The following is a 25515-nucleotide window of genomic DNA, read 5'->3' on the forward strand; positions in this document are numbered from 1 at the left end:
AAAGCATTGACTAACGTATTTAAACTAGACAGCAATATTGATTATATTTTAATCATTTTTCATCTAAATACTGTTAAAAATTCACTTTCATGGTTAAACCAGCCACCCATGCATCCTCTACTTCTTTTACCCCTGTCGGTTGGTAGATGTATTGCAAATTTGGTCTGAGCATGACCGCAGGTGACCATTGATAGGTGTAATTGAGTTCTACATTGAGTTCATCACGTTGAATCGGGACATAGTCGCTGGCAATGGCATCGTAACTGTAATACCCACGACCTTCATTGGTGGTGATTTGCTTGTCTGTCGCACGATCGTTCACGACATAATTGGCTAAACCAAAACCGATGGAATCATTCGGGCGACTGTCAAGAGGCCCTTTGTACCAAAGCGCGAGTTGTTGTGTACTTTCTACAAATGTTGTGGCCTTATCATTCACGACGCCATTAAAGCTAATGTATAAACCACGCTTCGGATCTGCCCCATGCTGTGTGAGTTGCTGTTGCGCATTCAACCAGAAACTATACTTGCCATCTTGCATTTCTCCACTGCGAATGTCTTTTGCTTCAGCCGTGGAATACAACGCACCCAGTTTATATTCACCCGGCAAAGCGTTAAATGTAGCAAGTTTAGGTTTCCATGCCAGTTCAACTGGAATGGTGGCCCCTTCAACATTATCCATATCGAGGTTAAAACCATCACTGTCTGAATCTGTTTTCACATTGTCTGGGTTGACTTCATAAACCCCAACACCAAGTGACCAGTCTGGTGCAAATTGGTATTTCACATTGGTGCCCCATAAGCTAACAGGCCAGTTATACCAAATCGAACCGATGGATTTACCTAACTGACCACCACACAAAAGTAAGTTCTGGAATTCACATTGTGAGCTGTTAAAGTCATCAGACATGCCCATACGACCAATCTTAAATTGGACGCGGTTGTCGTCAAATCCTGTTTTTATCCATGCTTGGGTCAAACGCCAAATTTTGCCACGACCATAAATTTCTTGGCTGTTGCCCAAAGTACTAGCACGCGGGTCTTTAATGCGTTCAAGCGTTAGGGCGTTACCATCACGTTTGGTAATCATTAAGCCTGCTGTGGTATTTTCCCAACCTGCAATTTTACTTAAATCAAAATTAGCGCCTAAAGTCAGTTGTCCCGCATTTTCCAGAGTATTGTCATCGTTATAACCACCTGCCAAATTGGTTGCCGCCTGACTCATAATTGCAGCGGTAAATTTATAACCTTGATCTTCCAGTTGCTTCCGTTCACCGTTCCAATCACCCAATAACCATTGACGGTCTGCCGAATAAAACTGATTGGCTGAAGCCAATTGGCAAGTTAAAAGCGCCAAAGATAATGTGCCTAGTTTTAATAGTTGTTGCATACCAAACATCCTTTTCTGTGAGGAAAGCTCAACTCAGGTGAGCTTTCCATGCGGTTTTTATTATTTAATGCGAACGGCTGGACTCAGTTCAGAAGTTGCCCCTAAACGGTCTGTAACATTGGCGGTGACATTCGCCACACCACTGGCTACTTTCCACATTGCTTGACCTTGACCTTGTGCATTCGTGGTCACCACTTGAGTACCTAAATACTGCTCTGCTTCTTGACTCTTCGCTTGATGATTGGCAAAGAATTCAACTTGATAGCGTTGATTTGGCTGTGCTTGAACTGTAGCGGTGACTTGACCTTTGCTATAGCTTAAACGTGGTGCTTGAATGTTTTGGTTTGGCATCGCATTACAGCCCTGTTCATTTGGCTGTGTACAGGTTTTTTGCAGTTTTGCTGCTTCAATCACCACACCGCCACCACGAGAACCGACAAAGCCAGCATGTTCAAGTGCAGGCACTGCAAATACAATGGCGCCTAAACGCTGATTGGGTACACACGAACCACCTGCTTCACAGCGTTTAATATCTTTGCCATTGTCCCAAATTAAGTTTTTGGTCAAGGTTGTGCGGGCATTGGCATCTTTTTCTGAACGAATGGCGATTCCTAAACGATTACCATGAACTTTATTGCTGTCAAAGATGTTGCCATCACCCGTGAGGTTAAAGCCAATTGAGTTATTGGTCAGTTCGTTATAAGCGATGTAATTGCGCTTACCCCAGTTGATTTGCAAACCATCAGAGTAGTTTTCAAACTTGTTGCCAACCACTGCGTTGTCATTGCCCCACAGGATTTCGATACCTTGCGATGGCTCGGGATTGGCTTTGGTTGAAGTAAATAAATTGTTGGCCACAAGGTTAAATGCCGCACCACGCGTCAGCTCTAAACCATCGCCATTATCTACAAACAAGTTGTTCAAAACTTTGTTGTTATTGGTGGTGGTTGAGGTTGGATTGCCCTTACCGTCATCACCCGTCAACATCACGCCTGAGCCACCGTAGTTATTACTGATACGGTTATGTTGAATCAAGTTATTGCTTGAACGGTTCACCAAAACGCCAATACAAAAACGGTGAATATCCAGACCTTTTAAGGTCACACCGTTCACATCTTGCAGCACTAAACCGGGTAAAGTCATGGTACGGACATTGGTGCCATACTGTTCAGGATTTGCCCCCGGGCATGCTTTAGCACCTTCACCTTTAATATAGTTGGAACCATCAATCGCAATAAACTCGCCAGTTTTATCCCACTGCGTTCCAATAATCTTCACTGAAGATTTAATTGGTGGTAAAGGCTGATTCAGTTTAATTGCATAGGGTGCTTGTCCCACAGCTTGGATGTGAATTTCATTTTCTTGCGTCGCATTGGCATTGGATTGTTCAATCGCCCAACGCAGTGAACCTTTTGCATTATCGTCCTGATAACGATCCACAATATAAGTTTCTGCACTGGCAAAACCTGATGCCGCTAAACTCAAAACCAATGTGGTCAAACGTAAGATTGATGGTTTCATATTTTAAATCCTTTTCTATCCTTGAAGATGAATATCACTGTGCATTTAAGGGGTCGGTTGTACTGTTTTCAGTAACTGTTTGAGTTGAGTTACATCAATTTGACCCGGTGCAGAGGCTTCACCAATCATGCCGAAACTTAAACTGCCGCCCATATTGGCGGTTGCCACACGTGAAATCGTGCCCAACTGTCCCATCGACATGGTTAACAGTGGTTTTTGACTTTTTTGGCTGACTGCCAGCGTGGCATTCATCAGGGTAAAGACATCTTGTTTAGATTTCGGCATCACTGCAATTTTTAGAATGTCCGCACCCATTTGATCCTGTTTTAGCAAACGGTTTTCAATTTCTTGTTGTTCTGGTGTTTTATTAAAATCGTGATTCGACATAATTACTAACACATGTTTATCATGCGCCAATTTGGTTAATTTCGCTACACTGCCAGCATCACGGAACATTTCGATATCCAGCAATTGCATAAATGGCTTTTTCAAATATTCACGATAGATCTTTTCATAGTCTTGGTCAGACACCGTCATTTTTCCACCTTCGTTATGGGTACGAATGGTCGCGATCAACGGTTTGTCTTTTAAAATTTGATTCAACTGCTGACCCAGTGCGATGACTTTTTTGGTGTCGGCAGAAAACTCGAGTAAGTCGATGCGAAATTCAGCCACATCTGCATTTGGGTTGTTGGCAATCACTTGTGCTTGCGCAATCGCTTGCTCTGCCGTTTTCGCGGTAATCGGCACAATGGTTTTGACAGGTAAGTCACCAATATTAAGGTTTTTGACCATATAGTGTTGTGCGCTTGATTGAGCCGATTCAGCTGCAAATGTCGCTGGCATTGCTGCGATAACTGCACTGCTTAAGCAGAGTTGTATTGCAATTTTTTTGATGGTAATCATTACAGTTCCTTGTATTTTCAAACTATTGCCTGACTTTTATCATCAGCCGCAAACATACGTGGGATTCATGCAATGGGACATGCAATCACCACGTATAAACTTCTATCTATTCGGCTCGTGCAAGATGTCCTACACCAAGCCTTCGGGAGTTTAGATATCTAAAAACACCGTTTCGTCTTCGCCTTGTATACGAATATCGAAACGATAAACCACTTCACCATCACGTTCTTCGCGCTTAGCAATTAAGGTCTGACGACGAGGTGCCCACTCAATTCCTTTCAGTACAGGATCTTGTGCATTGGCTTCAGCTTCATCTTCAAAATACACACGGGTATTCAAGCCAATGTTAATCCCGCGAGCAAAGATGATCAGTGCAATATGCGGTGCCTGAGTTGTCCCTTTACGGCCCGGAACAGCACCCGGTTTAATGGTATTAAAACTCCAAAAACCAGTTTCAAAGTCAGCCCCTGTACGCCCCCAACCAGAGAAATTTGGGTCAACTGCTTTGCCTTGAATATCGGCCGCACTCGGATACACGCCATTGGCATCTGCCTGCCAGATTTCAATTAATACATCGCGTAGTGGTAAGCCTAAGCCGTCAAACACTTGACCTTCTAAGCGAATGCGTTCACCTAAAGTGTTTTCTTTAACTAGCTGGTTATTAAAGTTATTTTCAAACACTTCAATATTGGCTTGTTGTGGTAACAAACCAATGTGTACGTATGGTCCACCTGTTTGAGATGGAGTTTCATGCAATTCTTGAAAGTTCCAATTGTTCATGTTGTTCTCCCTGAATTAAGTCAAATCATTTTCGAAATAAGTCGCACGACGACCACGTAAAGTGATGTCAAAGCGGTAACAACGGCTGTCTGCTTCAATGAAGTTGCTCTTGTCTTCCAAGGCAATCAATGCACGACGTTGTTCTTCCGAAGGAATGGTTTTAATAATTGGACACGAATCAATCAGCGTATCGCCTTCAAAGTAGAACTGCGAAATAAGACGTTGCGCCCAACCATCGGCAATCAAAGAGAAATGGATGTGCGCAGGACGCCATTCATTAATACGGTTACGCCAAGGATAAGGACCCGGTTTAATGGTACGGAATACAAAATAACCATTGGCATCAGTCATCATGCGACCACAGCCGCCAAAGTTCGGGTCCATTGCACCAATAAATTGGTCATTTGGATGACGATAACGACCAGAAGCATTGGCTTGCCAAACTTCGAGCAAAGCATTTTTGACTGGGCGACCAAACTGATCACGGACATAACCATGCACAATAATGCGCTCACCAATCGGCAAACCTTCTTTGGCATAGTTCAAGATCAAATCATTATCTTTAGGACCAAACTGGTCTGCACTGAAATGCGGTGCGGTCACTTCAGTTAAAGTTTCTGCAATTGAGATCAATGCATTTTTAGGCGAGCGTAATACACTGGTTTTGTAGCCAGGTGCGTATGCTGGCGGATGATCATCGGTCTTGCGTTGTGCGTATGCACCTAAAATAAGTTGCGACATGTGACGTCCCTCTTAATCTTGTTCCATTACTCTTGATTGGTTTGTTCTGAATCAGATTGCAGTTCACTGAGTTTTTTTGGTGCAATGCCCAAATCTGCAAATACCTCTTCTGCCATATGCATGGCTGCATTGGCTGCTGGTAGACCTGCATAGAGTGAGCAGTGCAGAATCAATTCTTTTAACTCATCCTTAGTCACACCATTGTTAAAACAAGCACGTAAATGCATACGTAATTCGTCTTCACGCCCTAGAGACAATAAAATTGCAATCGTCACTAAACTGCGGGTATGGCGGGGCAAACCTGGTCTAGACCACACTTCACCCCATGCAAAACGGCTGATAAAATTTTGAAAATCTGCGTTGAAATCATTCAGGTTCTCGATCGAACGATTCACATGCTTTTCACCTAGCACTTCAGTTCGGACTTTGATCCCTTGTTCATAGCGTTGTTCATCATTCATGGGAGAATCCTCAATTAAGTTGCGTCAGTATGTGCAACAAGTGATTTAACAAAAATTGCGATAGCCGCTGCTGTTGCAGGAATCATGAGCAAGCTCAAAATTGCAGTAAACGACCAGTCATTGCCGAGTAATACCGCACCAATCCAAGCACCAAATACCGCACCGAAACGACCAATTCCAGACATCCAAGCCACACCTGTTGCACGGCATTGCGTCGGGTAAAAACGAGCGCTGAGTGCTGGCATAGCCGACTGTGCACCATTAATTGCAACACCTGCGCAAAGCACTAAAATGGCAAGTAAGGTTGGATTTGCTAAGCTCTGACCTACGGCAAAAGCGAAGATTCCAGCGACAAAGTAGAAGCCTGCAATAATGCGGTTCGGGTTGAAACGGTCCATTGCCCAGCCAATAAATAAAGCACTGAGGACACCGCCAAACTGGAATAGACCACCGATAAATGCAGCACGTTCCATGGTTGCGCCTGTTTCACGCATTAAGGTTGGTAACCAACTGGTGAGCAGATAAATCATGACCAAACCCATGAAATAGGTTAGCCACAATAAAACCGTACCTTTGACATATTTCTGAGAGAACAGCATGCCAAACACACCTTTCTTCTCTCCACCTTCGGTTTTTTCTTCAGGTACATGAAACTCAGTAACACCCTGTACTTGCGTCGGTGCAATACGCGTTAGAATTTTGCGGACTTTTTCGCTGTCACGACCTTTCACAATCAAGAAACGATAGGATTCTGGCAGGAAGAAAATCACCAAAAGCATCAAAATCAGTGGTGACCAACCGCCCAGTAAAAACAAGCTGTGCCAACCAAAGGTTGGGATTAACCAACTACTGATGAAACCACCTGTTGCCATCCCCAAGTTATAACCACAGAACATGCAAGTCACGAGTAACGAGCGAGAGCGTTGTGGGCAATATTCAGAAAATAGCGTGGTTGCATTCGGCATCGCTGCACCCAAACCAATACCCGTTAAAAAGCGTAGTATCACCAAGGTATTTAAGTCACCCGCATATGCCGATGCCAAAGTAAAGCCACCAAAAATCAGCATCGAAACACTTAAAACAATCTTTCGCCCAAAGCGGTCAGCGGTTGGACCAGACACCAAAGCACCAATAATCATGCCGCCTAAGGCTGCACTCATGACTGGACCCAGTTGCGAACGGTCTATTCCCCAGTCTTGTGCCAAGGCTGGAGCAATAAAACCCATTGCCGCCGTATCAATACCGTCAACAAAAACAATGAGAAAACATACAATTGCGATCAACCACTGATATTTGCTAATCGGTGCATCATTAATCAGTGCTTGTGCGTCTATACTCGTTTTTTGAGTAGCGTATTCCTGAGACGCCATACCTGCCTCCTTGGGCTTAAAGTCCTTTTAAAATCCTTAAACTATTGAATCGATCCAATAAACTGACTGAGGGTTTGGGTAAACAGCTCAGGTTGCTCAATATTGGAAAGATGCGATGCATCAATCACCGCAAGTTCACTCTTTTGAATCTGTTGTTGCATAAAGACGCCATCTGCCACGGTGGTAACTGGATCAAATGCGCCTGCAATCACTAAAGTAGGAATCTGAATCTGTTGAATTTCTTCGCTCAAATCTGCTTGAGCCAATGCACGGCAAGATTCTGCATACCCCAGTGCTGGCGTAGTCGCTAAAGACTGAATGGTGCGCTGTGCTAAAGCATCATGTTGATAATCAAACTGTTCGCTGAACCAACGGGTATGCGTAGTTTTGACCAAATCCGCTAAGCCACTGGCTATCACAGCATCTGCACGCGCATTCCAACCATCTTCAGTCCAAATTTTGGCTGCTGAGTTCGCCACGGTAATGCTATGAAAACGATCTGCATGATGAATACCGAGCCACAAAGCCGTCATGCCGCCCATCGAAATTCCGCAAAAATGTGCTTTTTCAATGTTTAAACCGTTCAGAATATCAATCACATCTTCTGCAAGATTTTGTACAGTGGTCTGCTCAATCACATCACTTTGCCCATGACCACGCGTGTCATAAGTCACCACTTTGAACTGCTGTTCAAAAGCAGCAACTTGTGGCTGCCACATACCTTTATCTGTACCCAATGAGTTTGAAAATACAATCACAGGCGCATTCTCTTGCCCACTGATCGCAACGGATAAAGTCTTGCCTTGACGATTGGTCATTGTGATATTCACTTTGCCTCTCCTTTTGCTTCTTGCAACACCGCATCAATCTGGTCTTGAATATTGCCAAGATATGACGCAGGTTTAAAAATTTCTGAAATCTGAGCTGCACTAAAATAGGTTTTCACTTGATCGAGTTCAGTAATGACCTCTTTTAAGTGAACACCTTTTTCAACGGCTGTTTTGCATGCTGCTTCCACCACATGATGTGCCTGTAAGCGTCCCATATGCGGTGCCAAAGCCATCATGACTGCTTCCGCCATAATCAAACCTTGGGTACATTCCAAATTACGTTGCATATTTTCAGCATTGACTTGCATGCCTTGTAAAACATCCAAAGTCCGCTCTAAAGCGCCTGCACAGAGTTGGAAAATTTCAGGCAATGCCAGCCATTCTGCATGCCATCCACCTAGACTACGCTCATGTTCCTGCACCATGCTTTGGTACAAACTTGACATCAGCACAGGCACACGATTGGCTGCTGCCAAAACCGATGCCGCAGCAACAGGATTACGTTTATGTGGCATCGTCGATGACCCACCGCGCCCTTTCGCCGCTGGCTCAAATACTTCTGCAATTTCAGTTTGCATCATCAACGACCAGTCGCGCGCCATTTTGCCCAAACTACCTGTCACCATTGCTAAGACGCTTGCGATTTCAACAATACGGTCGCGCTCACCATGCCAAGTACAGCTTGGAACAGAAAGTTGTAACTGCGCTGCAAATGCTTGTACAACTACTGTGCCTTGATTCTGCAAAGATGCTAATGAACCGACCGCACCGCCTAATTGCGCAGCAAAAACACGCGCTTTCATGGCATCAATACGAGCTAAATCACGATGAAATGCCGAAGCCCAACGCGCGAATTTATGCCCCAAAGTAATCGGCAACCCTTGCTGCAACCATGTGCGTCCAATCATCACTTGTGAGCGATACTGTTCAGCTTGAGCCAAAGCTGTGCGGTAACATTGGTGAATTAAAGCTTCAACATGCGTCATTGCAGCACGACATTGCAAAATACAGGCAGTGTCTAAAATGTCTTGACTGGTTGCGCCCCAATGCACATAGCGCGCAGCATCTTCATTGCTTTGTTTCACAATCGCAGTCAATTGCTTCACAAAAGGAATCGCAATATTGCCGGCCAAGCCTGTTGCAACAGCCAAAGCATCAAAATCAATCCGATCAAGCGCAGTCTGTGCAACTTGGGAAATTACGATTGCCGCAGATTTTGGGATAACACCGACCTGAGCCTGCGCTTGTGCCAAGGCAACTTCCGCCTCAATCATGTAAGACACCAACGCGCGATCACTGAAAATTTCAGTCACCTCGTTTTGGTAAAATAAGCTGGCATATAACTGGCTCATGATCGCTATCCTTAAATCTGCTTTAAACCCGCTGAATAATCATTGCAATACCTTGACCGACCCCAATACACATCGAACACAAGGCATAGGTTCCACCCGTTTGTTCCAATTGATTTAAAGCCGTGGTGACTAAACGTGCACCCGATGCACCCAGTGGATGACCGATCGCAATCGCGCCGCCATTCGGATTCACTTGGGTCGTGTCATCGGCCAGACCTAAATCACGGGTCACTGCTAGTGCCTGTGCCGCAAAGGCTTCATTCAGTTCAATCACATCCATCTGCTCGATTGTGAGATTGGCTTGTTTAAGAAGCTTCTTAATCGCAGGTGCTGGGGCAAAGCCCATGATGCGTGGTTCTACACCCACAGCAGTAGAGGCAATAATCTTGGCGCGTGGTTTAAGTTGGTATTGCTCGACGGCTTGTTCCGAAGCAATCAGTACAGCAGCCGCACCGTCATTGATGCCTGACGCGTTTCCCGCTGTGACGGTGCCTTCTGCTGTGACGACTGGCTTCAGTTTCGCCAAACCTTCTAATGTGGTCGATGCACGAGGATGTTCATCGGTATCCACCACAATTGGATCACCCTTACGCTGTGCAATAGTTACAGGGATGATCTCATGTTTAAAAAAGCCTTGAGCTTGCGCGGTTGCTGTGCGCTGTTGACTCGTCAAGGCAAACTGGTCTTGATCTGCACGATCAATATGAAACTGTTGTGCCACATTCTCTGCAGTTTGTGGCATGGTCTCTACACCATACATGGCCTTCAGCTTCGGATTGATAAAACGCCATCCCATGGTGGTGTCTTCAATCTTCTGGCTACGGCCATAAGCTGTTTCTGATTTACCCATCACAAAGGGAGCACGAGACATGCTTTCCACGCCCCCTGCGATAACCAGATTCGCTTCACCCGCTTTAATTGCACGGGCAGCCATCGCAATCGCATCGAGTGATGAACCACATAAACGATTCACAGTCGTGGCAGGCACTTCAACCGGTAAACCTGCAAGCAATGCTGACATACGACCGACATTACGGTTATCTTCTCCCGCTTGGTTGGCACAGCCGTAGATCACATCATCGACTTGGGTCCAGTCCACACTCGGATTACGTTGCATTAAGGCTTGAATCGGCACGGCACCCAAGTCATCGGCACGGACTGGGGCTAAACCACCCGCATAACGACCAAATGGGGTACGAATGGCATCGATAATATATGCATTTTTCATATCTATTCTTCTCTTAATCCTCCCTTAATCCCTCCTTTAAAAAGGAGGGAGACCCACCGCACTTTATGCTAGAGAAGTCCCCCTTTAGCAAAGGGGGATTTAGGGGGATTCAAATCATTAATTCTGTTGTGTCGCATCCACCAACGGAGCACCCGTCATCGCCTGCAATTCTGCAAAGCTTAAACCGTCGACTTTCTCAATCACTTTTAAGCCTTCCGCGGTGACATCAATCACACACAGATCGGTATAAATGCGGTCAACACACTTTTGTCCTGTGGCGGGGTAAGTCAGCTCTGCCACAATCTTCGGTTCACCGTTTTTGGTGACATGATCGGTGGTGATAAACACTTTTTTAGCGCCGACAGCCAAATCCATCGCGCCACCTACCGATGGAATTGCATCGGGTGCACCAGTATGCCAATTGGCCAAGTCACCATTGGCTGCGACTTGAAAGGCACCCAGAACTGCAATATCTAAATGCCCACCACGCATCATGGCAAACGAATCCCCATGATGGAAAAAGCTACCGCCTTTTAACATGGTCACATATTCTTTACCCGCATTGATCAGCTCAGGATCTTCTTCACCTTCCGCGGGCGGTGGACCAAAAGCCAATAAGCCATTTTCAGAATGCAGGAAGATCTCTTTGTCTGAAGGTAGATAGCTGGCAATCTTGGTGGGTAAGCCAATACCTAAATTGACATAAGCCCCATCAGGAATATCTTGTGCCACACGTTCAGCAATCTGGTTGCGGTTGAGTTTTTGATAGCTCATGATGTTCTCCCGATTACACAGCAACTGGTTCAGGTTGAACCTGTACCACGTGTTGAACAAAGATGCCTGCGGTGATGATGTGTTCAGGGTCTAACTCACCCAGTTCCACCACTTCAGAAACTTGCGCAATGGTCACGTTTGCTGCCATGGCCATAATCGGGCCGAAGTTACGTGCCGATTTACGGTAAACCAGATTACCCCAACGGTCGCCTTGCTGCGCTTTAATCAAAGCGAAGTCGGCTTTGATCGGGTATTCCAGTACATAATCTTTACCATCGATGTGACGGGTTTCTTTGCCTTCGGCCAATAAAGTCCCGTAGCCTGTCGGGGTGAAGACTGCGCCGAGTCCCATGCCTGCGGCTTGAATACGACAGGCCAAATTGCCTTGAGGCACCAGTTCCAGTTCGATTTTGCCTGCACGATAGAGTTCATCGAAGACCCAAGAGTCGGACTGACGCGGGAATGAACAGATGACTTTTTTGACGGCACCAGCCTTCAACAGTTTCGCCAGACCATAATCGCCATTGCCTGCATTGTTGCTGACGATGGTGAGGTCTTTACGTCCAAGCTTGATCAGCCCGTCAATGAGTTCAGCAGGTTGTCCTGCTGTACCAAAACCACCAATCATGATGGTTGAGCCGTCTTGTATCTGGGAGAGCGCTTCCGTTAAGGTCGCTGCACTTTTATCTATCATTAGATAACTCCATTGTGCATCATGCAAAATTTGAAAAGGCACGGAAACCTAACTTATACTGGGCAATGATTCAGCTAAAACAACATTCCCTAGTCTTTTAGTTCGATTTCCTTATGCGTTCATTTTTTATCATTTTCTGGCATTGGACTAGATAGTTATATGCGCTTTTGTTCGATGATCGAACATTTTTACTTATTATCGAACAAAACCTGATTTTTTCAGTCAGATTTCACGCTATAGTAAAAATATAAACACAATACATATCAGGAAAGTATCTAAATGGATGAGGAATTGCACAAAACTGAAAGATGGCTTGAAAATAAAGACAATAAAAAAATCATTCGACATGAAGATTTTGTTGCTGGCATCAGTAAAGGTATGGCTATTCTGGATTGTTTTGGCGCTGACCGTCATCGTTTAAATATTTCAATGGCTGCTGAACGGACTGGGATGACCCGCGCGGCAGCACGGCGTCACTTACTCACTCTTGAATATTTGGGCTATTTAGAGTCGGATGGTCATTATTTTTATTTAACGCCTAAAATTTTAAAATTCTCAGGTGCTTATCTCGGTGGTGCACAACTTCCTAAAATATCTCAGCCTCTATTGAATCTACTCACCAATCAAACATCTTTAATCTTTTCCGTGATGGTACTGGATGGATATGAAGCGATTACTATCGCACGTAGTGCTGCACATCAGCAAACGGATCGCGTCAATCCCTATGGCCTGCACTTAGGTAACCGCTTACCCGCACATGCAACATCCGCAGGGAAAATTTTATTGGCACATCTGGAACCCAATGAGCAACGTGAATGGCTCGAAAAATATCCGCTGCAACGTTTAACCAAATATACCCATACCGACAATGCAACATTTTTGAACTTGCTACATGAAATTAAAGAACAAGACTGGTGCTATTCTTGTGAGGAGCATGAATTGGGGGTTCATGCACTCGCGGTACCCATTTATCAACAAAGATCCAAAGTCATCGCCGCACTAAATATTGTGTCCCCAACGACCCGTACCACCAAAGAATATCTTATTCAGCATATTCTACCTTTGCTCCAAGAAACCGCACGTGAGTTACGCAACATTTTATAACTCTGCTTAGCCTTAGAATATTGTTTGATGCCAAATTATGAACTTTTGGAAATTTGATACTGAAACGTATAGCGCATGTTCTGCACCATGACTGCATGACCATCAAACACATAGGGCTGATATTTGAAATTGAGTGCCGCATTTATGAATGACTCGACAAATAATGGATGGCAATCCCCTTCGACTTTCGGTAGCTCAACGCCACCATTTTCATTCACATTGTACACAACTGTACAATTGCCCTCTAAATCTCGATCTAAGGCTTGCTCTGGATATGACGGTTCAACTTTTGCAACGGGTTGATAATTTTGGGCATCAAATTTATCGGCATTCGCTACAGACTGAAGAATTTCAGTATCGTTCACGATTAAGGGACGCTCTGTTTCAGCTTGGATTTGTTTAACCGCTTGTATTTTACTCAAGGCTTCACTGGTCAATTGATGGTTTTGTCGTGATGCCTTAACCACGGCCTGTGCGACAGAATCCTCACGCATTAAAGCATCCGTTTTTGTAGAGGACTGGGATTGTGGTATAGCCACTTTTTCCTGTTTCGTTTTTTTCTGCCCGACTTGCGACAATGATTGCACTTGAGATGTATGAATAAACTGTAAATGAAGAGGTTTACGCTTCGGTGCTTGCAAAGTGGGTTCCATGCCCCCCATGCTTAACCACAACAGCACGCCCACATGCAATGCAGTGACTATAGACAAAGCCAGTCCATGTACTTTCCATGTTTCACGATGAATCAACAATGCTGTCATGTGCTCGACTCCGTACTCACTGAATGTCTAAATGGGTCATCGTGCTGTCCAAACTAAAATGACATCATCTTTAAACTAGAATTTTACAATTTATGCTCAGCTTTAACGGCGTTCCTCGCCAAACTGATGCAAGGCAACATACAACGGATTGATGAAACTTCCATGACAGCTTGTTTACCGTTTTCTGACGGTTATACATTCACTGATTTACTTAAGCCAAATATCCTTTATAACGAGCTCAACCATTTTTTTGTTCGGTAGGATTTATCTTTTCAAGGTGAATATTTAATTTTCAGAAAATAATGCGTTAAAACAGCTGGATTTATTTTTCACTGTTTGGCATCCATTTTGCTTATGAGTAATACGGTTTTATAAATTCGTAATACTAGGCGGGCAAGCGATATGGGATATGTTGCAAATGAACTCAACCAAAAAAATAAGCTGATTCTGGGCTTTTGCTCATTTCTCATTCCAATTCTGATTTGGTGTGCAATTAGTTATCTGCCGTTTATTTGGCATCCTCAAGTCCAAATTACCGAGTCTGGCAGTGTGCCTTACTTCCAAGTCGACAGTCGGGTCGATAAAGCGCTGTTCTATAATGAAGCACAAAATGCCGTGAATCATGGGGATGCGCCACCTCAAGGCAAATTAGTCAACCCAATTTATTTACCTGCACCCGATGAAGTTGCAACAGCGCTTATTACTGCATTTACGACACCACCTGTACAACCCGATGCTCCGTGGTTTCATCAAAGCCTATGGCATAGTATTAAACTGGTTTTTACCGCATTTTTCTTGTCTTCCTTAATTGGTATTCCTTTGGGGATTTTGTGTGGCTTCTCACTCAAAATTTCAAAACTTACCGAACCTTTTGTCGAATTCTTCCGTTATTTACCTGCCCCAGCATTCGGTGCACTCGCTGTTGCCATCTTAGGCATTAATGATGCGCCGAAAGTCGCGATTATTGTGATAGGAACGCTGTTTCAACAAATTTTAATTATTGCCAACACCACACGGATGGTCGATCGCGGGCTGATAGAAGCAGGCTATACCCTTGGCACCAACAAAATGAAAAGTCTGTTTCATGTGGTCATTCCCGCTGCCCTGCCAGATATTTACCGTGATTTACGCGTGCTATTGGGTTGGGCATGGACCTACTTAATTGTGTCTGAATTGATTGGTACGACCTCGGGCATCACATGGTTTATTACCCAACAAGCGCGCTATCAAAACTTTGACAATGTCTATGCTGCTATTTTGATTATTGGGGTCATTGGACTGGTCTGTGATGTCATTTTAATGAAATTAGGCGAACGACTGTTCACATGGAAAGCAGGAGCAAAATAATGAATACAACTACGAATGATGATGCAAAACAGTATTTTGAACAAATCTATCAACGCCCTGTAATTCTTGAAGCAAAAAAGCTGACCCAAGTGTTTCAACATGGCAAGACCCAACGTACCGTCTTGAATCAACTGGATTTAAAAATTCATAAGCGTGAATTTATTTGTGTGATTGGTCCCTCGGGTTGTGGCAAATCCACGTTTAGCCGTGTCGTGGCGGGACTCGATCCGTATCACAGTGGAGAACTACTGGTCGATGGTCAACCGATTACAGGCCCTAGCCCAGAACGTGGCATGGTGTTTCAAGGTTACACCCTATTTCCGTGGAAAACGGTTAAAGAAAATGTCATGTTCGGTCCGCTCATGAAAGGTGCAAGCCATGCCTCCGCAGAAGCGCATGCCCGCGAATGGATCAACATTATTGGGCTGGAAAAATATGAAAATCAGTATCCGCACCAGCTTTCAGGCGGAATGAAACAACGGGTTGCAATTGCCCGTGCGTTGGTCAATCAACCGAAAATTTTACTGATGGATGAACCTTTTGGGGCACTCGATCCGCATACCCGTCAAAAAATGCAAAAGCATCTTATGGACTTATGGCAGAACATCGACATCACCATTATTTTTGTCACGCATGACATGGATGAAGCCATTTTACTGGCAGATCGGATTGTCGCGCTAAAAGCCAATCCTGGGGAAATTAAAGAAATTATTGAGGTAGATTTACCTCGCCCACGCAATGCAGAACTGATGCTTACGCCCGAATTTAAACGCTTACGTGAACGTGTCGATGCCTTGGTTCATACGCAGGAAGATGAACTTGACCCAGCTTTAGCAGAGCTACCCAAAATTCCACGCATGACACAAGTTAGTACGCAGAAATAACGACAACACACATCATTCTAGCCTTTGGGACGACCCAAAGTGTTGAACAATCCGTTGGACGACCAACTTTTGGTGATGATCATGCAAAACGATTATGTATTACCACTGGTAGAAATTTCAAAACTCAATAGCCCGCATTTGGAAGATCGACTAACTGTTGCACAGGCACTCGATCAAGCTTGTAAAGAGGTTGGCTTTTTATATTTAAAAGGTGAGCAATTCCAACCTGAACTGTTCGCAAATCTATGCCAGATCAGTGCGCAATATTTTGCCCGTGAAGAGCACATTAAAATGCAGCACTACATTGGTTTTTCCGAAAATCATAGTGGCTATGTTCCGATTGGAGAGGAACAATTTGTCAAAAATGTCTATGACCTTAAAGAATCTTATGATGTGAATTATGACTATTCGGGGATAGAACAACGACGTCCTTTAGTGGGACCAACCCAATGGCCTGAAGATGCAGAATTTAAACAACATGTATCGCAGTATTATCAACATCTAAAAGATATTGGTCAGCAATTGTTCCAGTGTTTTGCTTTAGCCCTAGGTTTAAAGGAAACCTATTTTGATGCACATATTGCCCATGCGCCAAGTCAACTGCGACTGATTCACTATCCGTTCAATCCACAGGCACAAGACCAAGAAGGTATGGGAGCACATACCGATTATGAATGTTTTACCTTACTCCTTCCGACAGCTCCCGGTCTACAAGTTCTGAATAAACAAGGAGAATGGATCGATATTCCCTTACTCGAAAACACACTGGTAATGAACATTGGTGACATGATGGAAATTCTGTCCAATGGGCGTTATTTGGCTACCAAACATCGCGTCAAAAAAGTTCAACAAGAGCGCTACTCCTTCCCGCTGTTTTTCTCTTGCGATTATGACTATGTAATTCAGCCTGTGATTGAAACAGATCAACCCAAATATGCCCCTTTAAGTGGTGGAGAACACTTGTTTAACCAAACGGCTCAAACCTTTCATTATTTAAAAGAAAAAGTCGCATCTGGCGAAATTGTACTGAACAACGCCCGCCCATTGTATTCCTTTGGTCTGAATGAACACAAGGAAAAGCTATGAATTTAATCGATTTATGTGCAGATTTATCAATAAAACTCTCACCGACAGATATGAGCACTGTAGAGCTGCCTTTGGAATTGCTCGGTGCTTTCCGACGTAAAAGCATTAGTTTTTTTAATGGTCAAACGGATGAAAAAACCATCGTTTATTGGTTTCAATCCAGATCTTTTACCATTGATTTAAGACTGAAAGATATTGAGCTTACTCCCGTATTACAACGTCAGGGCTGGCTTGGACAAACTCTCTGGAATAAACAACAGCGAGTTTTATCTTGGCAAGTCGATTCAAATTCCAATTACCAAAACCATATTCAGTGGCCAGAACCTGCAACTTTGCATTGCATCGGCAACTGCATCTTAGAATTCTCTCCTAGCAATGCCTATGTGGAGGATTGGCGTCAACAAGCCAGTCAAGGGCTTTACCTTGGATTGCGTTTAGAAAAAGCTGTTCATCTTGAATCGAATACTCCAGTTCAACTTGATGCAGGCTTGATTATTTGTGGTGATTTAGTGGCTTATGCACAATCTCGATTGTCGCAAAACCAGCAAGCCATTCAACCTTTCGGCAATTTGATTGAAGCACACCAAGCAGGTATTGATTTAGAGCAAATCAATCAGTTTGAAGTTTCAGTGGGTTCGTTATCTTCGGGCGTACAATTCAGCACCCAAAACCATCGCTTGCAGCAGCCCTTCTCACTCGAAGGCTTCGAATATATTGGGGAAAATCAGCTTAAGCAAGTCAAAGAAATTGAAGGTGAAACCTATGCCTTATATTTCAAAGTCGACATCTATCAACCCCATTATCTATTCCAAACGCAAACCTCTACAACAGCAGCCAGTCAAACTTGGCTCACACAAGAAGCTGAGCATCTGTTACATCATGCTCAAGCAACATATTAAGTAGGTGATATTTTGATTGCATTTATCTACTTAAGCATTGCCATTATTGCTGAAGTGATTGCCACTTCAGCATTAAAAGCTTCACAAGGGTTTAGTATTCTCATTCCTTCTTCAATTACAGTCGTGGGCTATGCGATTGCTTTATATTTTCTGTCTTTAACCTTAAAAACCATTCCTATGGGCATTGCCTATGCGATTTGGTCGGGGGCGGGCATTATTTTAATTTCGTTGGTGGGATGGTTTGGCTTTAAGCAGCAATTAGACGTACCTGCATTGATTGGTTTAGCTTTAATGATTTCTGGAATTTTAGTGATTAATATCTTTTCACAAAGCACCCATCTTTAATATAAAAATAGCATGACCGAAACATCGCCATGCTGTATCACAAAATGGAAAAGCCCAGAACACATCTGGGCTTTTTCTCGTATAGATGACTTATTTCAAGCCTTCGATCAATGCTGGATAAATTAAACCATCGACATTCATTTCAGTTTTGTAGATACCATTACTGACATTAAATTTATTCACATGATAAGTCGAACCATAAATGGAATCGAAGCCCGAACCTTTGGTAAACACTTTCTTGTTTGCGGCTAAATCCAGTAAATGTGTTCCACCAATAAATTGTTCATACTGTTTAGGATCCACCCCAACACGATTCGACATAATCTTGACCGCATCTGCATGGGTTGCAGGGTCATTTATGTATTTCACGGTTTTATCCCAAACCTGAATTAACTTTGACCACTGTTCTTTGTTGGCAGCCAAATGACTCATATTCACGGTCAGCGTGTCATAAATCAGACCCGGTTTATCTTTAGAAGTGTAAATAATTTTAGACCCAGCAACCGATTTTAATGCCTGATTGGCAACAGGTTGCCATACGGCAATAGCATCTACACCATGACTTGCAAAAACTTGTGGCAATTCATTGGTCATGGAATTGACCAATTTCACATCTGACAATGGAATTTTGGCATCATCCAAAGCTGTAGATAATAACAAATGGTCCACCAGACCTTTTTCAGTGGCAATGGATTTTCCTTTTAAATCTGCAATGCTGTTTATGCCCTCTTTGGCAATAATCACGTCATTCCCTGCGGAATAATCGGTTGCCATAATCATGATGCCTTTGGTTCCGCCCGATGCCGTCACTAAATTATCACCATTGGTCACCAAAACTGCATCTAACTGGTTCGCCGCAAATGCCGAAAGTGATGCTGAATAATCAAACCATTTAAATTCGACATTTAAACCCGCCTCTTTTAACCAGCCCTTTTCAATGGCAACTTGCCAAGCCACAAAACCCGGCCAGTCACTATAACCAATGGTCATTGCCTGTGTTGCTGCTGTTTCAGTCTTCTTTTCAGCTTCAGGTACTTTGGCGGTATTGTCACAACCCGAAAGTAAAATACCCGCAACAACCGACATTGATAACACTGCTTTTTTCATCATTTTCAGGTTCCCCTTAGATTATTCAATATTTTGTGGAATCGGTGGCATCACCGCATCCATCAATTCAAGATGTCCGTTAATGACCCCTTTCAAGGCAATAAATTGCTGGCTCATTAACTTTAGTTCTGCGCTTTTGCCCTGCATCAACATGACTTCCATAATTTTTTGCTCATCCAATTGGATATGTAGCGAGCTAATGACTTGTTCTAAATATTGTTGTTGTAAATCCATCAACTGAACTCGCAATGGCATTGAACTGGCGTCATACAGCAAGGTCAATGTGCCGACCATGACCGAATTTTGCCGCTCTTCTTCTGCAATTAAGTGCTTGTGAATCATGTCGACAATAGCTTGCGAGCGGCTTTCATAGCATTGATCAACAATTTTCTGATCCAGTGCGCTTAAAGTGCTCTCAGGTACAGTGACACTGATTCGGGCAAGTTTAGGTTTAGCCACAATTTACTTCCGCAATGTTTCAGGATGATGAGGGTCTTGCTTGACATAAAAGCCCGCGCGAACGCTAATTAGCTCCAGTAAAAACTGTTTAAAGAGCTGTACCATTTTCTTATCTTTGTGATGTGGCTTTTGCATCTGCGGCTCCTCTTTGGTATTACCAAATTCGAATTTTGTATTACTCGATTAAATGCAGAAAGCGTGCCAATTTTTAGTCAGGTTTTGAGTAAGTTTTTAAGTTTTTTTTGGATGATTTTTGGGCACAAAAAAAACCCATGCGCAAGAATGGGGCTAGATGAATAATTATAATTTTAATTGATTAAATTATTAAATTTTGCTCTTAAAATTGGATACTGATGTCTTTGAACACCATTATTATAAGGAGAAGCTACTTTATAATCTTCTATCAGCTTAATAATATCTTCATCAGTCAATGAAATCATAAATCCACGATTATCTTGTGCTGTATCCCTACAACGTTGATCTAGTAATTTCTGGTTTTCGCAATCACGTATTAGTAACAAACCAATTTTTCCTCTATTTAGAGAAAATCTGCCAGCAAGTTGATCAATCTCCGGATTCGCTACCTCATTGGTATAATTTTTACACTCTACAAAAATATAACTACACGGATAATGAAGGCTTAACCAATGAAAAAACCCATTTTTGGCTTCGTTAGTATATTGAATATCAACCCTTTTTCTCCCCTCATGTAAGCGTGCTTGTTTAGTCGGATAATTTAAATTAGGATAAAAAAGAGCAGAGAAAATTTTCTCGATAATTTTTTCATATTTATCAGCATCTTTAGTTCCTTTTGGTGTATTTTTCAGCTCATTTATTAAATCATACCAATCTATTAAAGGTTGATTCTGCAACTCTAAAAAAGAGTTATTTGAAATGGGCGGTTGTGGATTAGCATTTTTTTCTTCTTTATATTTTTCCCAAATATGTTCACGTCCAATTGTCTGATCAATTGCTGATTGTTTTGTATTTCCATATTCTTCTTTTAAAATTTTCTTATAAACTCTTGGTGCACCATTCTTTTTTAAATAATGGACTAAAGGGCTTTTAGCTTTTATATGTTCCTGTTGTAATTCAGGCAAAATGTAATGATCATAATATTCTTGATAATCATAAGAAATTTTCCTTCTTACAATGTTTTTAGGGATAAGTAAAAATAATTTTCCTTCAGCAATAGGTAAACTTAACTGCTTTTGCTCCCACTCTCTTGTTTGTGGATTCCAAATTGGACCTGAATTTACATTAGGAGTTGTTGCTATACCATAATAAATACACATATCTTGTGTATATTCAATTAGTTTTGACCTAATAATATTGCATATAGCATCTGAAATCATATCAGAACCAATTCCTTCAATTGAAAGACAGCTATCTTCAATATCCCTTAACAAACCTGTTGTTGCAGCTTTACTTTGACATAGAGCATCCCAAATAAGAGCTGCTGATTTATTACCAAAACCGCTACCTCTTGATTTTCCTGCTGAAAAACCAATGTGAAATTCATTTCTTTCACTTAAATTACTTAAAAGAAGTTTTGCTTTATCATCATTTCCAGATTTAATATTTTCTAATACATATTCAAAAAATTGTTGTACTAAACTAGCACAAGAATGTCCCCAAGGTGAGTCCAATGATCTCAATGCTGTAGGATCGACAAATACAAGTAAATCAGTATCTAAATCTATATCTACGAAATCAAGATAAGCCTGAGTTAACCCCAAATTAAATTTTTCTGATATTTTCATTCGATACAAAATTTTCAATAATATTAAACTAAAACGATAATATATAACTTATTAGTTTTCAACAAAAAACCGCCCTTACGGACGGTTCTCTAATTACTATTTTTCAAGCCACAGGTGCCAATGTAAACAACACTTGCCCCGTTTTCACGGTTTGCCCTTTTTCAATGGTAATGGCTTCAACTTTCATCCGTTCAGGTGCCAAAATTGGAATCTCAATTTTCATGGCTTCTATCACCGCCAAAGTCGCACCTTCTTCAACCACATCCCCCATCTGACATTCAATTTTCCAAATCGAACCGGGCATATGCGATTCCACGGCACAACCACCATCTGGAATTAAGACTGCTTCACCATCATCCACCGCATCTAAACTTTCAGAGACATATTCCGCCAAACCTGCTTCATGCCAGCGACGGCGTTCAGCTTCAAAGTTACTTTGCTGAGTATGCTTAAATGCCTGAATGGTTTCGGCATTTTCCTGCAAGAACTGATTGTATTCTTTCAGGTTTAAAACCCCTTCTTCAACGCGAAGGTTTAAACGTCCTGCTTTAAAATCTTCACGCATCTGCATCAATTCAGCTTCAGACACTTCATAGAATTTAATCTGGTCAAAAAAGCGCAGTAACCACGGCTTACCATCTTCAAAATTGGCATTTTTACGGTAGCGGCTCCACATTTGCGTAGTACGACCTACAAACTGATAACCGCCCGGGCCTTCCATACCATACACGCACATATAAGCACCTCCAATACCGACGGCATTTTCAGGTGTCCAAGTTCGTGCAGGGTTATATTTGGTGGTCACTAATCGTTGACGTGGGTCTAAAGGCGTTGCCACAGGCGCACCCAAATACACATCGCCCAGTCCCATCACCAAATAACTGGCGTTATAAACCACATCTTTCACCGCCTGTTTCGAGTCCAAGCCATTAATACGGCGAATAAACTCGATATTATCTGGGCACCATGGTGCATCGGCACGCACAATTTGGCTATAGCGTTCAGTTGCCAATTGGGTTTGCGAATCTTCCCACGCCAAAGGCAAATACACGGTCCGTGATGGCACCTGCATTTCTGCAATATTCGGAATTTGTTCTTCGGCTACTTCAAGCAACCGCAGTAAGTCGGTTTGATCCAGCACCAAACAGTCGTAATGAATTTGTAGCGAGCGAATACCCGGAGTTAAATCAATGATGCCCTTGATATTTTGCGCTTTCATCCATTGCATTAAGGCATGAATACGGAAACGCAAATTTAAATCCAGCACCAGTTCACCATATTCGACCAACAGGTAATGGTTCCCCGCAGGACGATAAACCACGTCTGGGCGTACTCCATTCCCCTTACAAGTATCCAGAATCAGATGATTTAAGGTAATCGGTTCGGCTTGTATCGCTTGCGCATACTGAATGCTTTCAGGTGATGCCTCATCCAGCATGGCTTGATAGTCTTGATTGAGCTGCTTGGCTTGATGGTAGCTCACAGGAATAAATTTCACTTTATCCCCTGCTTTGAGTTGTCCCAACTTCCACAATTCAGAGTGAATCACCACCGCAGGACAAACAAAACCGCCTAGACTCGGACCATCTGGACCCAAAATAATTGGCATATCGCCCGTGAAATCAATCGCACCAATGGCATAAGCATTATCGTGAATATTGGATGGGTGTAAGCCCGCCTCACCACCATCTTCCCGTGCCCATTCAGGTTTTGGTCCAATCAGACGAATGCCTGTACGACTTGAATTAAAATGAATTTCAAACTCATGTTCAAAGAAAGTTTCAATATCCTGATTGGTGAAAAAATCCGGCGCACCATGCGGACCATACATCACCGCAATTTCCCAATTCGAATTAAATGCAGGAATTTGCTCCTGATTTAAAGCATTCGCAGGCTGATCGCTAAAAGATGTGATTGGCAACATATCACCAACCAATAAATTCCGTCCTGCATGTCCGCCAAACTGCCCTAGGGTAAATGTAGCTTGTGAACCTAAATATTCAGGAACCTTAAAGCCCCCTTTAATCCCAATATAACTGCGGCAACCCGTGGTCATTTTGCCACATTTCAAAATTTGCCCTTTTTTCACATTTACAGTTTGCCACATTGGAATGCTAACGCCATCCAGTGTGCTTGGCATCTCACCGCCTGTGAGCACAATTTGACTATCACAATGAAATTTCAGGCTTGGACCTTGCAGGGTACATTCCAGACCCGCAGTATTTTTCTCATTACCCAACAGTTGATTGGCAACATTCAAAGAAAAGGGATCAATCGCCCCTGATGGCGGGACTCCGACATCCCAATATCCCAAGCGCCCCGTAACATCCTGAATCGAAGTTTGAATACCAGCTTGCAGTACCTCAATTTTTTGAGTTTTCCAAGTAAAGCTATTTAGAAAACGCGTCGTTTGTGTGCCTGCTTGGAACACTTCTCCTGCGACAATGTTTTGTAAATACTCAAGATTGGTTTCAATTCCTGCCACTTGGGTATTGGCTAAACTGGCTGTCATGGCTTGAATCGCGGCATCACGATCTGTAGCAGTCACAATAATTTTGGCAATCATCGGGTCATAATAGGAAGATACATTTGAGCCTGTTTCTACCCAAGTTTCGACACGACAATCTGGATCAAATTCAACTTCAGTTAATAAGCCTGCACTCGGCTGAAAGTTTTTAATCGGGTCTTCCGCATATAAACGCACTTGAATGGAATGCCCTTTAGACTGTAAAGCCGATGACGGTGCAACCCAGTCACCACTGGCTAAAGTCACCATCCATTCGACCAAGTCCACCGCATAAACCTGTTCTGTCACGCCATGTTCCACTTGTAAACGGGTATTCACTTCCAAGAAATAAAATTCTTGGGTATCGGTATCCATCACAAATTCAACCGTACCCGCAGAACGGTAATGCACCGATTGCATCAGTTGAATCGCCACCTGTTGCAAATAATCGCGCTGTTCATCTGTCAAATGCGGTGCAGGCGTTTCTTCAATCACTTTCTGGTTACGGCGCTGTACCGAACAATCACGCTCCCCCAAGGCTAAGACCTGACCTTGACCATCCCCAAAGATTTGCACTTCAATATGACGGGCGTTTTGCACAAATTTTTCTAAATATAAGCCTGCATCTTTAAAGTTCGCTTGCGCCAAATAAGATACTGTTTGATAAGCATCTTTTAGTTCTTCGGCATTCCAAACCAACCGCATACCAATCCCGCCACCACCTGCAGTACTTTTAAGCATCACGGGATAACCAATCTTTTCTGCTTCTGCCAATGCTTCCGCTTCATCAGCCAACAAGCTACTCCCCGGCAAAAGTGGCACTTGACTCTGAATCGCCAGTTCACGTGCAGTATGCTTTAAACCAAAACTACGCATTTGTGTAGAAGTCGGGCCAATAAAAGCAATTCCAGCGGCTTCACATAGGTCACAAAACTCGGCATTTTCCGATAAAAAACCATAGCCGGGGTGAATCGCTTCTGCTCCAGTCTGCTGTGCAACTTGCAGGATTTTTTCAATATTTAAATAACTTTGACTGGCAGGTGCCGCACCAATACATACCGCTTCATCCGCCATGGTCACATGTAAAGAATCACGGTCGGCTTCTGAATACACAGCAACCGATTGAATCCCCAATTTCTTGAGGGTGCGGATTACTCGGCAAGCAATCGCACCACGGTTGGCAATGAGAACTTTATTAAACATGGTG

At 43.1% G+C, this 25515-nt stretch carries 24 protein-coding genes; 6 read left to right on the plus strand and 18 right to left on the minus strand.

What is annotated here, in order from left to right; all coding sequences use genetic code 11:
- Positions 1-73: 73 nt before the first annotated feature.
- The 12 genes from E0H87_RS11390 to E0H87_RS11445 all read right to left on the minus strand — a co-directional run bounded on the left by E0H87_RS11390 (position 74) and on the right by E0H87_RS11445 (position 12047).
- Positions 74-1390, minus strand: coding sequence for a carbohydrate porin (locus E0H87_RS11390; RefSeq protein WP_131323716.1), 1317 nt, complete (start codon positions 1388-1390; stop codon positions 74-76).
- A gap of 60 nt (positions 1391-1450) precedes the next feature.
- Entirely contained in the window at positions 1451-2911 is a 1461-nt protein-coding gene (locus E0H87_RS11395; RefSeq protein WP_131323717.1) for a NosD domain-containing protein, read from the minus strand.
- A gap of 45 nt (positions 2912-2956) precedes the next feature.
- Positions 2957-3817 (minus strand): type I 3-dehydroquinate dehydratase, encoded by an 861-nt coding sequence (aroD, locus tag E0H87_RS11400; protein ID WP_131323718.1) that lies wholly within the window; start codon positions 3815-3817, stop codon positions 2957-2959.
- 150 nt (positions 3818-3967) lie between these two features.
- Positions 3968-4597 carry a protocatechuate 3,4-dioxygenase subunit alpha gene (gene pcaG, locus E0H87_RS11405; RefSeq protein ID WP_131323719.1) on the minus strand — a complete coding sequence of 210 codons (630 nt, stop codon included), beginning with the start codon at positions 4595-4597 and terminating at the stop codon, positions 3968-3970.
- A 15-nt stretch (positions 4598-4612) separates the two neighbouring features.
- Positions 4613-5338 carry a protocatechuate 3,4-dioxygenase subunit beta gene (gene pcaH / locus E0H87_RS11410; protein ID WP_131323720.1) on the minus strand — a complete coding sequence of 242 codons (726 nt, stop codon included), beginning with the start codon at positions 5336-5338 and terminating at the stop codon, positions 4613-4615.
- Between the two features lie 26 nt (positions 5339-5364).
- Complete coding sequence (gene pcaC / locus E0H87_RS11415; protein WP_044740783.1) at positions 5365-5799, minus strand: 4-carboxymuconolactone decarboxylase; 435 nt, start codon at positions 5797-5799, stop codon at positions 5365-5367.
- Between the two features lie 14 nt (positions 5800-5813).
- Positions 5814-7169 carry an MFS transporter gene (locus tag E0H87_RS11420; RefSeq protein ID WP_131323721.1) on the minus strand — a complete coding sequence of 452 codons (1356 nt, stop codon included), beginning with the start codon at positions 7167-7169 and terminating at the stop codon, positions 5814-5816.
- Positions 7170-7210: 41 nt separating this feature from the next.
- Positions 7211-7999, minus strand: coding sequence for a 3-oxoadipate enol-lactonase (gene pcaD / locus E0H87_RS11425; protein WP_131323722.1), 789 nt, complete (start codon positions 7997-7999; stop codon positions 7211-7213).
- A complete protein-coding gene (gene pcaB, locus E0H87_RS11430) occupies positions 7996-9351 on the minus strand; it encodes a 3-carboxy-cis,cis-muconate cycloisomerase (protein ID WP_131323723.1) in 1356 nt (451 codons plus the stop codon). The genes pcaD and pcaB overlap by 4 nt, the downstream gene beginning before the upstream one ends.
- Positions 9352-9373: 22 nt before the next feature.
- A complete protein-coding gene (gene pcaF, locus E0H87_RS11435) occupies positions 9374-10579 on the minus strand; it encodes a 3-oxoadipyl-CoA thiolase (RefSeq protein WP_131323724.1) in 1206 nt (401 codons plus the stop codon).
- Positions 10580-10696: 117 nt separating this feature from the next.
- A complete protein-coding gene (locus E0H87_RS11440; protein WP_131323725.1) occupies positions 10697-11353 on the minus strand; it encodes a 3-oxoacid CoA-transferase subunit B in 657 nt (218 codons plus the stop codon).
- A gap of 13 nt (positions 11354-11366) precedes the next feature.
- Positions 11367-12047, minus strand: a complete 681-nt coding sequence (locus E0H87_RS11445) for a 3-oxoacid CoA-transferase subunit A (protein ID WP_131323726.1) — start codon at positions 12045-12047, stop codon at positions 11367-11369.
- 291 nt (positions 12048-12338) lie between these two features.
- Here E0H87_RS11445 and pcaU point away from each other — a divergent pair, with 291 nt between their 5' ends.
- On the plus strand, positions 12339-13151 hold the full coding sequence (pcaU, locus tag E0H87_RS11450) for an IclR family transcriptional regulator PcaU (protein WP_165493966.1): 813 nt from the start codon (positions 12339-12341) through the stop codon (positions 13149-13151).
- Positions 13152-13186: 35 nt separating this feature from the next.
- Here pcaU and E0H87_RS16200 read toward each other — a convergent pair whose 3' ends face one another.
- On the minus strand, positions 13187-13912 hold the full coding sequence (locus E0H87_RS16200; protein ID WP_227547356.1) for an energy transducer TonB: 726 nt from the start codon (positions 13910-13912) through the stop codon (positions 13187-13189).
- 402 nt (positions 13913-14314) lie between these two features.
- Here E0H87_RS16200 and E0H87_RS11460 point away from each other — a divergent pair, with 402 nt between their 5' ends.
- The 5 genes from E0H87_RS11460 to E0H87_RS11480 all read left to right on the plus strand — a co-directional run bounded on the left by E0H87_RS11460 (position 14315) and on the right by E0H87_RS11480 (position 18473).
- Positions 14315-15259, plus strand: a complete 945-nt coding sequence (locus E0H87_RS11460) for an ABC transporter permease (RefSeq protein WP_131323727.1) — start codon at positions 14315-14317, stop codon at positions 15257-15259.
- The gene (locus E0H87_RS11465) at positions 15259-16143 is read left to right on the plus strand and encodes an ABC transporter ATP-binding protein (protein WP_131323728.1); all 885 of its coding nucleotides are present in this window, start codon (positions 15259-15261) and stop codon (positions 16141-16143) included. Before E0H87_RS11460 ends, E0H87_RS11465 begins: the two co-directional genes overlap by 1 nt.
- 81 nt (positions 16144-16224) lie before the next feature.
- Positions 16225-17229: an isopenicillin N synthase family dioxygenase gene (locus E0H87_RS11470; RefSeq protein WP_131323729.1), complete on the plus strand. Its 1005-nt coding sequence runs from the start codon at positions 16225-16227 to the stop codon at positions 17227-17229.
- On the plus strand, positions 17226-18128 hold the full coding sequence (locus E0H87_RS11475; RefSeq protein WP_131323730.1) for a hypothetical protein: 903 nt from the start codon (positions 17226-17228) through the stop codon (positions 18126-18128). The genes E0H87_RS11470 and E0H87_RS11475 overlap by 4 nt, the downstream gene beginning before the upstream one ends.
- Positions 18129-18143: 15 nt before the next feature.
- Entirely contained in the window at positions 18144-18473 is a 330-nt protein-coding gene (locus tag E0H87_RS11480; RefSeq protein ID WP_026440964.1) for an SMR family transporter, read from the plus strand.
- A gap of 90 nt (positions 18474-18563) precedes the next feature.
- Here E0H87_RS11480 and E0H87_RS11485 read toward each other — a convergent pair whose 3' ends face one another.
- The 5 genes from E0H87_RS11485 to uca all read right to left on the minus strand — a co-directional run bounded on the left by E0H87_RS11485 (position 18564) and on the right by uca (position 25511).
- A complete protein-coding gene (locus E0H87_RS11485; protein ID WP_131323731.1) occupies positions 18564-19583 on the minus strand; it encodes an ABC transporter substrate-binding protein in 1020 nt (339 codons plus the stop codon).
- Between the two features lie 18 nt (positions 19584-19601).
- Positions 19602-20039: a CopG family ribbon-helix-helix protein gene (locus tag E0H87_RS11490; RefSeq protein WP_131323732.1), complete on the minus strand. Its 438-nt coding sequence runs from the start codon at positions 20037-20039 to the stop codon at positions 19602-19604.
- 3 nt (positions 20040-20042) lie between these two features.
- Complete coding sequence (locus tag E0H87_RS16205; protein WP_227547360.1) at positions 20043-20144, minus strand: hypothetical protein; 102 nt, start codon at positions 20142-20144, stop codon at positions 20043-20045.
- 203 nt (positions 20145-20347) lie between these two features.
- Positions 20348-21802 carry a hypothetical protein gene (locus E0H87_RS11495; RefSeq protein WP_205677752.1) on the minus strand — a complete coding sequence of 485 codons (1455 nt, stop codon included), beginning with the start codon at positions 21800-21802 and terminating at the stop codon, positions 20348-20350.
- Positions 21803-21905: 103 nt separating this feature from the next.
- Positions 21906-25511, minus strand: a complete 3606-nt coding sequence (uca, locus tag E0H87_RS11500) for an urea carboxylase (protein WP_131323733.1) — start codon at positions 25509-25511, stop codon at positions 21906-21908.
- Positions 25512-25515: the final 4 nt, after the last annotated feature.

The sequence above is a fragment of the Acinetobacter sp. ANC 4178 genome (assembly GCF_004331175.1).
Lineage (GTDB): Bacteria > Pseudomonadota > Gammaproteobacteria > Pseudomonadales > Moraxellaceae > Acinetobacter.